This is a genomic window from Kocuria kalidii (genome assembly GCF_044462225.1).
Classification (GTDB): Bacteria; Actinomycetota; Actinomycetes; order Actinomycetales; family Micrococcaceae; genus Kocuria; species Kocuria kalidii.
Genome location: NZ_JBISWJ010000041.1, coordinates 12,950 through 26,998, shown reverse-complemented (window position 1 = coordinate 26,998; position 14,049 = coordinate 12,950). Strand labels below are relative to the sequence as shown.

Here is a 14,049-nt window from a genome sequence, read left to right as displayed (position 1 = left end):
TCCGTGCCCGGTATCCGCGTGGGACAATGGAGGACCTCCCGTGGACGGCCGGGAGGTACGGGACATCCGGAAGGAGCCGCCATGCGCGAGGGGAGGACGTGGCCGTGCGGCTGACAGCCTTCTCCGACATCGCCCTGCGTGTCCTGCTGCTGACCGCGGCGGTTCCCGACGGGGAGAAGCTCACCACGCGCGCCATCGCCGAGGGCGTGGGCGCCCCCTACCACCACGTGACGAAGACCGTCGGCCGGCTCAGCGGGCTCGGCCTGCTGGCCTCGAGCCGCGGCCGCACCGGCGGTGTGTCGATCACCGCCGCCGGCCTGGACGCCACCGTGGGCTCCCTGCTCCGGGAGCTCGAGTCGAGCTCCGCGATGGTCGAGTGCGAGTCGGCCGGCGGGGACTGCCCGCTGGACCACGGGTGCCGGTTGCGCAGGGCCCTCGCGGACGCGCGGGAGGCCTTCTACGGTGCGCTCGACGACGTGCGGGTGCGGGACCTCGGCAGCGAGCGCCAGGTCGGCCCCGTCCTGGTGTCCATCGGTCTGCGCCCCCCGGATCCGCCGGACGGGCGTGCGACGGTCGGGTCCGCACCGATTCCTTAATAAAGTATTCGGGATGCTAGTTTTGGGATGTCATCCACCGGCACCCCAGGAGGCAACCGTGCTGTCCGACCAGTCCCGTCCCGTCATCGAGCAGACCGTCGGCGTCGTCGCCGAGCGCATCCCGTTCATCACCCCCGAGTTCTACCGGTCCATGTTCGAGGCGCGCCCCGACCTGCTGGACGGCATGTTCAGCCGCGCCAACCAGGAGAACGGGACCCAGGCCCAGGCCCTGGCTGGCTCCATCGCGATGTTCGCCTCGTGGCTGCTGTCCCACCCCGAGGGGTACCCGGACGAGCTGCTCTCCCGCGTGGCGCACAAGCACGCGTCCCTGGGCATCCTGCCCGAGCACTACCCCATCGTCCACGAGCACCTCTTCGGCGCGATCGCCCGGGATCTCGGGGACGCCGCGACGCCCGAGGTCGTGGCGGCCTGGGACGAGGTGTACTGGCTGATGGCCGACGCCCTGATCAGGATCGAGGAGGGGCTCTACGCGGGGCAGGCCAACGACGTGGTGTTCGCCCCGTTCCGGGTCGCCGCCAAGGAGCGCACCGGGGACACCACCACGGCCATCACCCTCGAGCCCGCCGACGACACCCCGATGACCCCTGCCGCGGCGGGCCAGTACGTGACCGTCGAGGTCCGGATGCCCGACGGGGTGGACCAGCCGCGGCAGTTCACGCTGGTCCCGGGGCCGGAGGGGACCCGCCGCATCGCCGTCCGCCTCGACGAGCGCGGAGAGGTCACCCCCGTGCTGCACCACGACGTGCAGGTGGGCGACGTCCTGCGGGTCTCCAACCCCTACGGCGACGTGCTGCTCCCGGAGGGGGACGGACCGCTCGTGCTGGCCTCCGCCGGGATCGGCGTCACCCCCATGCTCGCGTTCCTGGACCGGCTCGTCCGCGAGGAGTCCCAGCGCCGGGTCCTCGTCCTGCACGCGGACCGCTCGGTCGCGACCTGGTCCCTGCGCGGGCTGCACGAGCTCCTGGTCGCCGAGCTGCCCCACGCCCGTCTGGAGACCTGGATGGAGACCCCGGGCGAGGGCGACCACGACGGGTTCATGGATCTCGACGCCGTGCGGATCCCGGCCGACGCCCAGGTGGTGCTGTGCGGCCCGCTGCCCTTCATGAAGGCCGCCCGCTCCGCCGTGATCGCCCAGGGCGTCCCGGGCCGCAGCGTGGCCTACGAGATCCTGGGCCCGGACCAGTGGATGCTCCACGACGACGCGCGCGAGACCGCCGCGGTCTGAGCCACCACGCACGGGGCCCCGCCGGACGAACTCGTCCGGCGGGGCCCGTGCGCGGTGCCGGAGGCGTTCAGGCGCGCACGATGCCCAGCACCCGGTCCCTGACGCGCTCCATCGTCTCCTCGTCCCTGGCCTCGACGTTGAGGCGCAGGAACGGCTCGGTGTTGGAGGGGCGCAGGTTGAACCACCAGTCCTCGTCCGGGCAGCTGAGCGTGGTGCCGTCCAGCTCCTCCACGGTCACGTCCCGGCCGGCCAGGGCGTCGACGACGCGCCGGACGGCGCCGGCCTTGTCCTCGACCGTGGAGTTGATCTCCCCGGACGCCGCGTACGGGTCGTACTGGTGCATCAGCTCGCTCAGCGGGCGGTCCTGCTCGCCGAGGGCGGCCAGGAGGTGCATCGCGGCGAGCATGCCGGTGTCCGCGTTGAAGAAGTCCTTGAAGTAGTAGTGCGCGGAGTGCTCGCCGCCGAACACGGCGCCCTCCTCCGCCATGACGGCCTTGATGAACGAGTGGCCCACCCGGGTCCGCACCGGGCGCCCGCCCCGCGCGGTGACCAGCTCGGGGACGGCCCGTGACGTGATGAGGTTGTGGATGATCACCGGGTGCTCGACGCCCTCGGCCTGCGCACGCGCGATCTCCCGCTCGGCGACCAGCGCGGTGACGGCCGACGGCGAGACGGCCCCGCCCTGCTCGTCGACCACGAAGCAGCGGTCGGCGTCGCCGTCGAACGCGATGCCCAGGTCCGCGCCGTGCTCGCGCACGGCCCGCTGCAGGTCCGCGAGGTTCTCCGGTTCCAGCGGGTTGGCGGGGTGGTTGGGGAAGGTGCCGTCCAGCTCGAAGTACAGGGGCACGACCTCCAGCGGGAGCGGCTCCAGCACGGCGCCGCCGAGCACGGCGGGCGTGGTCAGCCCGGCCATGCCGTTGCCGGCGTCGACCACGACCTTGAGCGGGCGCGTCCCCGACAGGTCCACGAGGGAGCGCAGGTACTCCGCGTACCCGGCCAGGACGTCCCGCTCGGTGACCGCCCCGGGCTGCTGCGCGGCGGGGACGGAGTCCTCGTCCAGGTACCGCTGGGCGAGGTCGCGGATCTCGTAGAGGCCCGTCTCGGACGAGACCGGGACGGCGCCGGCCTTCGACATCTTCATGCCGTTGTACTCGGCCGGATTGTGACTCGCGGTGAAGGTCACCCCGGCGGCGTCGAACGTCCCGGACGCGAAGTACAGCTCGTCGGTGGAGATCAGACCGATCTTCACGACGTCCGCGCCGCGGCGGGCCGCCCCCTCGGCGAAGGCGTCCACGAACTCCGGCGAGGAGGGCCGCATGTCCCCGCCCACCAGGACCGTCAGGCCGGTGAGGCCCAGGACGTCCACGAACGCGGCGCCGGTGGCCCGGACCGTCTCGGCGGTGATGGACTCGCCCACGATGCCGCGGACGTCGTAGGCCTTGAACGAGGCTGAGAGATCGATAGTCACAAGGGGTGATCCTAGGCCACCGCTGTCCCGGGGTGCCGCCTGGCGCGGTCGGTCCTGTGATTTGATGGCGAACATGGCCGAGATCCTCCGCATGCGCAATCCGATCCAGCACTATGCGTGGGGGTCCCGCGAGGTGCTGGCACGTCTCCAGGGCAGGGCGGTGCCGAGCCCCGAGCCGGAGGCGGAGCTGTGGGTGGGCGCGCACCCCGGTGCGCCGTCCGTGCTCCTCCGGGACGGACGGGACGAGCCGCTGGAGGACCTGCCGTTCCTGCTCAAGATCCTGGCCATCGACGCCCCGCTGTCCATCCAGGTCCACCCCTCGCCGGCACAGGCCGTGGCGGGCTACGAGCGCGAGCAGCGCGCCGGGATCCCGCTCGACGACCCGCGGCGCAACTACAAGGACCCCTCCGCCAAGCCCGAGACCGTGGTGGCGCTCACCGGCGTGGAGCTGCTCACCGGCGTGCAGCCGGCCGACCGGCTGCGGAGCACGGCGGAGAGGCTGGGGCTGGACTGGCTGCGCGCCGTCGCCGACGGCGGGCGCCCCGTCCTGCCGGAGGTCCTCACGCTCGACGACGACGACGCCGGAGCGGCGGTGGCGGCGACCGTCGCCGCGGCCCGGACCGCGGCGACGGACGATCCCGTGGCCGCGCTGGTCCGCCACGTGCACGACCGGCACCCGGGCGACCGCGGCCTGCTGGTCGCGCTGTGCATGCACCACGTCTTCCTCGCACCGGGACAGTCCCTGCACACCCCGGCCGGCCAGCTCCACGCCTACCTGTGCGGAACGGCGATCGAGGTGATGAGCTCGTCCGACAACGTCCTGCGCGCCGGGCTGACGGGCAAGCACGTCGACGTGCCCGAGCTGCTCGCCGTGCTGGCCGACGAGCAGGCCGCGCCGGACGTCGTCGACCCGCCGGCCGACGAGCACGGCCGCCGCAGCTATCCCCTGTGGGACGAGCGGCTGTCGCTGTCCGCCCACGAGCTCGGACCGGGGCGCACCGTGCCGGTCGAGCTGCGGGGGACCACGGTCCTGCTGGGCACCGGGGACCGTGCGCTGGTGCGCGCCGCGGGCCGGGAGTGGGAGCTCGGCGGCGGGGAGTCGCTGCTCCACCGGGGTGGCCCCAGCGCCGTCGAGCTCTCCGGCGCGGGCCGGGTGTTCACCGTCTCCTGCCGCTGAGCCGCCGCCGGTGCCCTGCGGGGAGTGCCCTTCGGGGAAGGGTCGGCCCCGTGCGGCCCTCGACGAGCGTGCGGCCGGTCGATGCCGTCCATCGGCTCACGGACGGCGGCGGTGCCACGGTCCCGGATGCAGCGCGGCGGACGGGTCCGGCGAGACGGACTCCCGCAGCGTGTCCACGAGCAGCTGCGCGAACCACCGCTGCGCGGGCCGCTGGTGATCCGGCTCGCGCGCGTAGACGGCCAGCTGCAGCCGGGGCATCTCGACCGGGTGCGGGAAGGCGCGGATCCCGGCGGCCTCCTCCAGCGTCTCGGCGAGGAACCTCGGCAGCACCGCGAGGCAGTCGGTGCGCTCCACGACGGACACCAGGCCCGTGAAGTGGGACAGCCGCAGGGCCGTGCTGCCCGGTGCTCCCGCCCGCTCCGCCGCGATCTCGGCGAGCTCGTGCCCCATCGAGGGGGCGAGCCGGATCCGCGGCTCCTCCGCGAACTGCTCGAGCGTGAGCCGCTCCTGGACGCGGGGGTGGTCCCGGGCGGCGATCACCACGTAGTCGTCCGTGCCGATGACCGTCCGGACGATGCCGGGTCCGCCGATGTACGGGGCGCAGATCGCGGCGTCCACCTGGTTGCGCAGCAGGTCCTCCGGGACGTTCTCCACGTCCAGGGGCAGGACCGTCAGCTCCACGCCGGGGGCCGTCTCCCGCAGCGCCACCATGACGGACGGCAGGAACGCCAGCTCGCCGAGGTCGGTCAGCGCGAGGGTGAAACGGTCGCCGGCGGTCGACGGCTCGAACCGGCCACCGGAGGAGACGGCCGCGGTCACCTGCGCGATCCCCGCCTTCACCTGCGGGAAGATGCTCTCGGCGAAGGGGGTGGGGCTCAGGCCCCGGCCCTCCCGGACGAAGAGCTGGTCGCTGCACTGCCGGCGCAGGTTCTTCAGGGCGTGGCTCACCGTGGGCTGGGTCAGGTGCAGCTCGGCGGCGGCCGCCGTGACGCTGCCCTGCTCGTAGACCGTGCAGAACACCCGCATCAGGTTCAGGTCGAGTTCCACGGGGACGCTCCTCGGACAGCGACTCATAGACGTCATGTATCGGACCATCGACAACATGCACTGGTCCGTGCATGCTACGACACTAGAGTGATCCCTATCACAGGCGGCGGGGCCGAGTGCGCACCGTGCGGTGCGCGGGCGGACCCGGCGGCAGACCACGACACGGGATCACGGCACGAGATCACGGCACGTGATCACAGCACGGGATCACGGCAGAGGAACGCAGACGACACAGGGAGGCATGATGCGGCGTCCGCTCATGGCAGCAGGAGCAGCAGGGTCCGTACTGGCGCTGGCCGCGTGCGGTGGCGACGGCGGCACCGAGGCCGAGGGGGGCATGCAGGACGTCACCGTCGGCGTCATCCCCATCGTCGACACGGCCGCTCTCTGGCTGGGCGAGGAGCAGGGCTTCTTCGAGGAGGAGGGGATCAACCTCGACATCCAGACCACCAGCGGCGGGGCCGCCGCCGTGCCCGGTGTGGTCAGCGGGGACTTCGACTTCGCCTTCGGCAACACGCTGTCCCTCATGGTCGCGCAGGGCGAGGGCCTGGACCTGCGGTACGTCGCCAACGGCACCACGACGTCGGGCGACGCCGAGCGCGACTTCGGCGCCGTGGTGGTGCCCGCGGACTCGGACATCCAGGGCCCCGAGGACCTGGCCGGGAAGACGGTCTCGGTGAACAACCTCAACAACATCGGCGACACCACGATCCGCCACGTCGTCGACGAGGCCGGCGGGGACCCGCAGAGCATCGACTTCGTGGAGGTCGGCTTCCCGGACGCGCCGGCGGCCCTCGACCGCGGCCAGGTGGACGCGGCCTGGATCCTCGACCCGTTCCTGACCCAGGTCCTCGAGGACGGCGCCCGCGTGGTGTCCTACAACTACGTCGAGTTCGACCCCGAGCTCGACATCGCCGGCTACTTCACGACCGCCCAGAAGGTCGAGGAGGACCCCGAGCTGGTCGAGAGCTTCCAGAACGCCATGAACAGGTCGCTCGAGTACGCGAACGAGAACCCGGAGGAGGTCCGCGAGATCGTCGGCACCTACACGGAGATCAGCGACGAGCTGCGCGAGCAGATGGCGCTGCCCCGCTTCCGCACCGAGTTCGACCGCGAGGCGATGCAGAAGCTGGGCGACGCCGCCGTCGAGTACGGGACTCTCGAGGAAGCCCCCGACCTCGACGTGCTGCTGCCGTAGCCCGGACACGGACACGGGACGCAGAGGAGGGAGCACGACATGGCGAGAACGCGCACAGGACGCGACTGGAGACCCGTGGTCCTCGGGGTGCTGGGGATCCTCGGATTCCTGCTCACCTGGGAGCTGCTGCCGCTGACCGGGATCGTCGACCCGCGGTACCTGCCCCCGGCCAGCGAGGTGCTGCTGGAGCTCGGGGAGCAGCTCGGCTCGGCCGGCTTCTGGCTGGCGGTCTGGCAGACCGTCCGGGCCTGGTTCCTCGGACTGCTCATCGCGGCGGTCGCCGCGATCGTCCTGGGACTGGTCATCGGCAACAGCGCGTTCCTGCGCCGGGCCACGCACAGCACGATCGAGTTCCTCCGGCCCATCCCGTCGGTCGCCCTGATCCCGCTCGCCGTGCTGCTGTTCGGGGTGCAGCTGGAGTCCACCCTGCTGCTGGTGGTGTACGCGTCCTTCTGGCAGATCCTCATCCAGGTCCTGTACGGCGTGGGCGACGTGGACACCGTGGCGCAGGACACCGCCAAGAGCTACGGCCTCGGACCGCTGGCGCGCGTCCGGTACGTCACGTGGCCCACGTCGCTGCCCTACGTGATCACCGGGCTGCGGCTCGGCGCCGCCGTGGCGCTGATCCTGGCGGTGACGGCCCAGCTCGTGATCGGCACGCCCGGGCTGGGCCGGGAGATCTCGCTGGCCCAGTCCGGCGGCGCCGTGACGGCCATGTACGCGTTCATCGTCACGGCCGGGCTGCTGGGCGTGCTCATCAACCTGGTGATGCGGGCGCTCGAGCGCCGGGCGCTGGCCTGGCACTCGTCCGTCCGCGGAGAGGTGGCGGCATGAGACTCGTCAGGACCCTGGGCTACGCGCTGACGCTGCCCGTGCTGCTGATCCTGCTGTGGTGGGCGTACACCCTGGTGGAAACCAGCTTCTACGTCCCGGAGCCGGGCGAGTTCGCCACGACGTTCGTGGACGTCTGGTTCGGGGACCGGTTCTTCGACGACGTGCTCCCGAGCGTCGGGCGGCTCCTGGTGGGACTGGCGCTGTCCATCCTGCTCGGGATCGTGGCCGGCCTCGTGATCGGCTCCGTGCGCTGGCTGCGGAACCTGCTGGAGCCCGTGCTCGAGTTCTTCCGGGCGATCCCGCCGCCGGTCCTGGTGCCGGTGCTGATGCTGCTCATCGGCGTCAACGACCAGATGAAGGTCGTGGTGATCGTGCTCGGGTCCGTGTGGCCCGTCCTGCTGAACACCATCGAGGGCGTGCGCTCGGTCGACTCCGTGATGAACGAGACGGCGCGCTCGTACGGGATCCACGGGTGGTCGAGGATCGTCCACCTGGTGGTCCCCGCGGCCAGCCCCCAGATGATGGCCGGCATCCGGCAGGCCCTGTCGATCGGGCTGATCCTCATGGTGATCTCGGAGATGTTCGCCTCGTCCTCGGGGCTCGGCTTCACCATCGTGCAGTTCCAGCGATCGTTCGCCATTCCCGAGATGTGGAGCGGCATCGCCGTCCTCGGGCTCATCGGAGTGGTGCTGGCGTTCGTCTTCCAACGTGTCGAAAGCAAGGTCCTCGCCTGGTACCGGGGCCTGAAAGAGGTGGAGAATGCAGGCTGAATCAGGAAGCTCGGCAGTGGGCGGCAGCGCGACCGCACCGTCGAACGGCACGGCGGAGCCCGGTCCCGGGGCGTCCGGCACCGGCGCCGGACGCACGGGCGGGAAGGACGTGCTGCTGTCCGTGCGCGGGCTGCAGAAGATCTACCAGAGCGACCACGGCGACGTGGAGGCCGTCCGCGACCTCACGTTCGACCTCAACCGCGGCGAGCTGGCGTGCCTCGTGGGGCCCTCGGGATCCGGCAAGACCACGCTGCTCAAGTGCATCTCGGGGCTCATGGCACCGACCTCCGGGGAGGTGCTGCTGGGCGGCGAGACGGTGACGGGCCCGCCCAAGGACATGGCCGTGGTCTTCCAGGAGTACGGGCGCAGCCTCTTCCCCTGGATGACCGTCCGGGAGAACGTGGAGCTGCCGCTCAAGAACGCCAAGCTCCCGCGGGACGAGCGCCGGCGCCTCGTGGAGGAGTCGATCGACGCGGTGGACCTGACCGGCGCGGACAAGAAGTACCCGTGGCAGCTCTCCGGCGGCATGCAGCAGCGCGTGGCGATCGCCCGGGCCGTCGCCTACCAGCCGAAGATCCTGCTCATGGACGAGCCCTTCGCGGCGGTCGACGCCCAGACCCGCGCCGATCTCGAGGACCTCATCCGGGACGTGTGGCACCGCATGGGCGTGACCGTCCTGTTCGTGACCCACGACATCGACGAGTCCGTCTACCTCGGCGAGCGCGTCATCATCCTCTCGAGCTCGCCCACGGTGGTCCAGGAGGACCTCCCGATCGACCTGCCCGACGAGCGCGACCAGCTCACCACCCGTGGCATGCCGCGGTTCACCGAGCTGCGCGGCCACGTCTACGAGGAGATCCAGCGGGCCAAGCGCGAGGCCGGCACGAGGGCCTGAGCCGTCCGGCGCCGGGCCCTGCGCGACGCCGGCCCCGAGCCCCGTCCGGCCCTGCCGGGAGCCGGTGGGCCCACTACACTGGGCCCACCGGCTCCGGAGCGCCCGGGCCCTGGTCCCCCATCGGGAGGCACGCCATGAGCACCACCCCGTCCGACGGTCTGCGCGGCACCACCGCGACCTGCCCGCGCTGCGGCGCCACCGGGTTCGAGCTGGTGTACGTGCAGATCATGCCCGACGACTGGGACCAGGCGCGCGACGTCGAGCTGGCGTCCCCGTCGATGATGCTGGCCGACGGGCGCGCCCCCGAGTTCTCGTGCCAGAACGGGCAGTGCCGGCACCTCTGGTGAGGTCCGCCGGTCCCCGGCCGGTGGGGCTCCCCGGTCCCCGGTGGTCCGTGCCTTCGGCCCCCCGTCCGTCCTGACGGCGGAGCGGCAGTCCCGTCAGTCCCGGGGCCGCTCGCTCCGCCAGGCGGGGGCCGCGGGGTATCCGTGGTCCGTCGCGTAGGCGCCGAGCACCTCCTCGGTGTTCTCGCCCGCGCCGTGGAACTCCTCGCGCAGGAGCTGACCGAAGTCGGCCACGGCCGAGGAGAGCATCGCGCCGCTGAGCCGGACCTCCTCGGCGGGAGCGTCCTCGGCGCGGGCGGCGATCTCCATGGCGTAGGGCAGGGAGACGGCCAGCGCCGCGTCCTCCTTGATCTCGCGGAAGTAGTAGGACTCCGCGTTCTGGACGAGCGCCACGTGCACGTCGACGATGTCCGTGGTGAGCTGGTCCAGGGTCCGGCTGGCCCCGGCGCGTTCCAGGAACGGGACGCGGTCCGCGTAGCCGACCGCCTGCAGAGCACGCAATCGCACCGCGAGGGCGCGACGCCGGGCCAGGGCAGGATAGATCTGGGTGAACCAGGACAGTGTCGCGGTCAGCAGGGCGAACCCGATCAGGGCCTCGACGGGCGAGACGAAGCGCAGCCACGCCCCGGTGGGGACGACGTCCCCGAAGCCGAGCGTGCCGAGGGTCACGAGCGAGATGTAGAGCGCCTCGGCGAAGTCGTCGTAGTTGTCGGGGTTCATCCCCTCCGCGTAGTAGAAGCCCTCGGGAATGTGGGGGTAGTACACCAGGGCCCACCCGAACGCCTGGAGCATGCCCCACAGCACGATGACGAGCACCACGCCCAACGGCCCCGAGAAGGACCCCCAACGATGGCCCGTGCCCCGGGACAGCCGCCACACCACCCGCAGGACCCAGTAGCTGATCGTGCCGCGGCCGCTGGGGTAGAGCAGCCCGCGGAACACGTCGTAGAGCCCGAACACCACGAGGCCGAGACCGAGCACGGTGAACACCGCTTCCATGGAGCTCCCTTCCCCGGTGTGCGACCCGGTGTGCGACCCGGTGTGCGACCCGGAGCGCGGCCCGGTTCGGCGGCCGGTCACCGCCCGTTCCCTCCGCACCGGCGCCGGCCGTCCCGGGGCACCGGCCGTCCCGGTCGTCGACCGCCCCAGGATACCGGTGCGGCACGGAACGCCCTCCGGCACGGAACGCCCTCCGGCCGGGCGGCACCGGCCCGGCTCCCGCTCGATCCTCCCGGACGTCGTCGCGGCGGGCGAGCGCCGCCCGGCCGAGGTCGTGCACCCGGCCCCGGTCTCCGCGGGACGCGGTGCGGCTCGTTCCCTTCCCGCCGGCGCCGGCGCCGGCGGCCGCGCGCGGGAGCTGCCCGGGGCGTCAGTGCCCGCGGAAGGCCTCGGCCAGCCACCACGCCCCGCCGTCGGAGGCGATCTTGGCGTCGACGACCAGCGGGCGGTCCCGCGGGCCCTCCGTCCAGGCGCGCACGGCGGCCAGGTCCTCGACGGTGCGCACCACCACGCCGTCGGCGCCGAAGCCCCGGCCGATCGCCGCGATGTCGACGTCCGGGAAGACGACCGTGTCCAGCGGCACGTCCCCGTCCTCCCGGCCGGCGAAGTGGTGCACCTCCGCGCCGTACGCGGCGTCGTCGTAGACGACGCACACCAGGGGCAGCCCCAGCCGGACCGCGGTCTCGAGCTCCGCGATCCCCATGAGGAAGCCGCCGTCCCCGGTGCCGAGCACCGGCAGCCGGTGCGGCTGCGCCAGGGCGGCGCCGACGGCGGTGGCCAGGCCCAGCCCGACCGACTGGAAGGCCTGCGTGAAGCAGAACCCGTGCTCGTCCGGCACGGACAGGTACTGGCTGGGGTAGCCCATGAAGTTGCCGCTGTCCACCGCGACCACGCGCTCGGCGGGCAGGACGGCGTCCAGCTCGCGGGACAGCACCCGCGGGTCGATCCGCTCCGCCGTGGACAGGTCCTCGAACGGGACGTCCCGCCAGCTGCCCTCCCGTGCGATCCGCGCCGCCAGTTCGGGCGTGCGCCACGACGACGCCGGGGCGGCACCTTCCCGCGGGGCACCGCCCTCCGCCCTGTCCCCGGCCTCGGCGCTGTTCTCCGGGGACGCACCGTCCTGCGGAGGCGCACCGTCCCGCGGAGCTGCAGCGGGCCCTAGTGCGGCGAGGACGTCCTGCGCGGTGAGCGCGCAGTCGCCCACGACCCCGAGCTCCAGGGGCCGGTCCACGGGCCGGTGGGCGCCGAGCGCGGACTCCTCGAGGTCGACCTGCACGACCGCGGCCGCCGGGTCGATGAGGCGGCCGTGCCGCGTGGTCCACATGTTCAGGGCGCAGCCCCACCCCACGACGAGGTCGGCCTCACCGATCAGCCGGGCGGTCAGCGGGGAGGAGAAGCCGCCGGAGATGCCGAGGTCGAAGTCCTCCCCGGAGAACAGGCCCTTGGCCACCGCCGAGGTCGCCAGCAGGGCGCCCGTGCGCTCGGCGAGGGCCGCCAGTTCGGCGCGGGCGGCCCGGGCTCCGCGTCCCGCCACGAACACCGGCCGGCGCGCGGCGGCCAGCACCGCGGCCAGGCGCGCCACGGCGTCGTCGTCCGGGCGCACCCGCGGCGCGGGCGGGAGCACCGGCACCACGACGGACGCGGGGGCGGGAGCGGCCTGGACGTCGAGCGGGACGCTCAGCACCACGGTGCGGCGGTCGTTGCGGGCGCGGCGGAAGGCGCGGACGACGTCGGCCACGGCGCTCGCGGGGGAGTGCACCCGCTCCGCCACCGCGCCCACGGAGCGGGCGAGGGCGTCCTGGTCGATGCGGAAGTTCGAGTGCACGGCCGCGGCCTGGGTGTCGGCGGTGAGCACGATCAGCGGGGTGCGGGACTTCGCGGCCTCGCCGATGCCGGTGGTCGCGTTGGTCAGACCGCAGCCCTGGTGGGTGGTCACCACTGCCACGCGCCCGCTCGTGCGGGCCCAGGCGTCGGCCATGGTCGCGGCGCCGTTCTCGTGCCGGGCGGCCGTGAAGGGGACGCCCGCCGCGATCAGCGCGTTGGTGAGGTGGAGGTTCCCGCTGCCGACCACGCCGAAGACGTGCCCGGCCCCCAGCTCCGCGAGGGCGCGGCCCACGAGCTCCGCGACCGTGCCGGTCACGCCCCGGGCCGCTCGACGAGGGCGAGCACCCGGGCGGGGCTGCCCGTGCCGCCCACGATGGGCAGGGGCGCGACCACCAGCTGCGCGCCGAGCACCGGCAGCCGGTCGAGACGGCGCAGGGAGGTCAGCCCGTACTTGTCGTGCCCCAGCAGGTGGTGGTGCGCCGGGAAGGGCGGGTCGAAGCCGCCGGCGATGCCCGCGTCGATGCCGACCGTCTCCACCCCGAAACCGCTGACGTGCGGGTGCGCCGCCAGCCACCGCGCCGCGGCCACGGAGGGGCCGGGGGCGTGCAGGCCGTTCTCGTCGGCGTTCAGGAACCGCTCGGGGTCCTCCCCGCGCGCGGACCAGCCGGTGCGCAGCAGCACCCAGCAGTTCTCGGGGAAGCGCCCGTGCTCGGCCTCCCACCGCTCCAGGTGCTCGGGCTCCAGCAGCGCGTCGGCGTCCGCCTCGGCCTCGGCCGTGAGGTCCAGGACGGCGGCCGGCCCCACGAGCCGTGCCGGCTCGATCCGGTCCACCGACAGCCCGTCCCGGCCGGTGATCCAGTGCACGGGGGCGTCCAGGTGCGTGCCGGCGTGCTCGCCCAGCCGGAGGTCGTTCCACGCCCAGCCGGGGCCGGCGTCGTCGAAGGCGCTCACCGGGGTCATGGACAGGCCCACCGTGTTGGCGAAGGGCTCCGGCAGCCGCAGGATCGGGGTCTCCTGGTCCAGGGGCGTGGTGAGGTCCACGATCTCCACGGTCCCGGCGGACAGCGCCGCCCCCAGTTCGTCCAGCACGCCCATGACGTCACCCTCCGTGATCCGATGCCCCGTCGGCAGGGCCCTGGCTGTCGTTCCGTCGCCCATTCTCCCCCCGGCGCGGGGTGCTGCCGGCCGACGCGGCCCGGGGGCGCCGTGCCGTGCGTCCCCGGGGTCCGGCAGCGGACGCACGGCCGGGGCCGGCGCGCCCCGGTCCGCCCCGGCGTGCGTGCTCAGCGCCGCTCCGGCCGCGGGACGGCGGCGAGGTGCTCGGGCCGCACGGGCACGGCGTGCCGCTGGTGGTCGGGATGCTTGCCCAGCCAGTTCTCGACGTAGGGGCACACCGGGACGACCGCCAGGCCGGCGCCGATCGTGTCGTCCAGGGCGTGCCGGACCAGCGTGGACCCCAGGCCCTGGCCGCTGCGGGCGTCGTCCACGGTGGTGTGGTGGAAGATCCGCTGCGGCCCGTCCGGGCCCTCGACGTCCACCCAGTGGGCAGCGCCGATGACCGTCTCCCCGTCGAGGAGCTCGTAGCGGTGCCGGGCGGGATCGTTCCGGACCTCGAGGGCAGTGGTGTCCACGGTGTTCTCCTGACGCCGGG

14 protein-coding genes are annotated in these 14,049 nt (G+C 73.2%); 8 read left to right on the top strand and 6 right to left on the bottom strand.

Annotation, left to right across the window (positions count from 1 at the left end):
* Positions 1-104: 104 nt before the first annotated feature.
* Both ACH9D3_RS06270 and ACH9D3_RS06265 read left to right on the top strand, forming a co-directional pair.
* The gene (locus ACH9D3_RS06270; protein WP_396410278.1) at positions 105-596 is read left to right on the top strand and encodes an Rrf2 family transcriptional regulator; all 492 of its coding nucleotides are present in this window, start codon (positions 105-107) and stop codon (positions 594-596) included.
* Positions 597-654: 58 nt separating this feature from the next.
* On the top strand, positions 655-1,842 hold the full coding sequence (locus ACH9D3_RS06265) for a globin domain-containing protein (protein ID WP_396410277.1): 1,188 nt from the start codon (positions 655-657) through the stop codon (positions 1,840-1,842).
* Positions 1,843-1,909: 67 nt separating this feature from the next.
* On the opposite strand, the gene ACH9D3_RS06260 is transcribed toward ACH9D3_RS06265, so the two are convergent.
* On the bottom strand, positions 1,910-3,310 hold the full coding sequence (locus ACH9D3_RS06260; RefSeq protein ID WP_396410276.1) for a phosphomannomutase/phosphoglucomutase: 1,401 nt from the start codon (positions 3,308-3,310) through the stop codon (positions 1,910-1,912).
* A gap of 73 nt (positions 3,311-3,383) precedes the next feature.
* Between ACH9D3_RS06260 and manA the strand changes: the two genes are divergently transcribed.
* Entirely contained in the window at positions 3,384-4,487 is a 1,104-nt protein-coding gene (gene manA, locus ACH9D3_RS06255) for a mannose-6-phosphate isomerase, class I (protein WP_396398620.1), read from the top strand.
* Positions 4,488-4,583: 96 nt separating this feature from the next.
* Here manA and ACH9D3_RS06250 read toward each other — a convergent pair whose 3' ends face one another.
* The gene (locus tag ACH9D3_RS06250) at positions 4,584-5,534 is read right to left on the bottom strand and encodes a LysR family transcriptional regulator (protein WP_396398619.1); all 951 of its coding nucleotides are present in this window, start codon (positions 5,532-5,534) and stop codon (positions 4,584-4,586) included.
* Between the two features lie 244 nt (positions 5,535-5,778).
* On the opposite strand from ACH9D3_RS06250, the gene ACH9D3_RS06245 reads away from it, so the two are divergent.
* The 5 genes from ACH9D3_RS06245 (at position 5,779) to ACH9D3_RS06225 (ending at position 9,578) form a co-directional block, all read left to right on the top strand.
* Positions 5,779-6,732 (top strand): ABC transporter substrate-binding protein, encoded by a 954-nt coding sequence (locus tag ACH9D3_RS06245; RefSeq protein WP_396398652.1) that lies wholly within the window; start codon positions 5,779-5,781, stop codon positions 6,730-6,732.
* Positions 6,733-6,771: 39 nt separating this feature from the next.
* Positions 6,772-7,566, top strand: a complete 795-nt coding sequence (locus ACH9D3_RS06240; protein WP_396398618.1) for an ABC transporter permease — start codon at positions 6,772-6,774, stop codon at positions 7,564-7,566.
* Complete coding sequence (locus ACH9D3_RS06235) at positions 7,563-8,336, top strand: ABC transporter permease (protein ID WP_396398617.1); 774 nt, start codon at positions 7,563-7,565, stop codon at positions 8,334-8,336. The genes ACH9D3_RS06240 and ACH9D3_RS06235 overlap by 4 nt, the downstream gene beginning before the upstream one ends.
* Positions 8,326-9,231, top strand: coding sequence for an ATP-binding cassette domain-containing protein (locus tag ACH9D3_RS06230; RefSeq protein ID WP_396410275.1), 906 nt, complete (start codon positions 8,326-8,328; stop codon positions 9,229-9,231). The genes ACH9D3_RS06235 and ACH9D3_RS06230 overlap by 11 nt, the downstream gene beginning before the upstream one ends.
* A 134-nt stretch (positions 9,232-9,365) precedes the next feature.
* Entirely contained in the window at positions 9,366-9,578 is a 213-nt protein-coding gene (locus ACH9D3_RS06225) for a hypothetical protein (protein WP_396410274.1), read from the top strand.
* A gap of 93 nt (positions 9,579-9,671) precedes the next feature.
* On the opposite strand, the gene ACH9D3_RS06220 is transcribed toward ACH9D3_RS06225, so the two are convergent.
* From ACH9D3_RS06220 to ACH9D3_RS06205, 4 genes are all read right to left on the bottom strand, one after another.
* On the bottom strand, positions 9,672-10,574 hold the full coding sequence (locus ACH9D3_RS06220; protein ID WP_396410273.1) for an ion channel: 903 nt from the start codon (positions 10,572-10,574) through the stop codon (positions 9,672-9,674).
* Positions 10,575-10,944: 370 nt separating this feature from the next.
* Entirely contained in the window at positions 10,945-12,714 is a 1,770-nt protein-coding gene (locus ACH9D3_RS06215; RefSeq protein WP_396410272.1) for a thiamine pyrophosphate-binding protein, read from the bottom strand.
* On the bottom strand, positions 12,711-13,493 hold the full coding sequence (locus ACH9D3_RS06210) for a cyclase family protein (protein WP_396410271.1): 783 nt from the start codon (positions 13,491-13,493) through the stop codon (positions 12,711-12,713). The genes ACH9D3_RS06215 and ACH9D3_RS06210 overlap by 4 nt, the downstream gene beginning before the upstream one ends.
* A 188-nt stretch (positions 13,494-13,681) precedes the next feature.
* Positions 13,682-14,029, bottom strand: coding sequence for a GNAT family N-acetyltransferase (locus ACH9D3_RS06205; RefSeq protein ID WP_396398611.1), 348 nt, complete (start codon positions 14,027-14,029; stop codon positions 13,682-13,684).
* Positions 14,030-14,049: the final 20 nt, after the last annotated feature.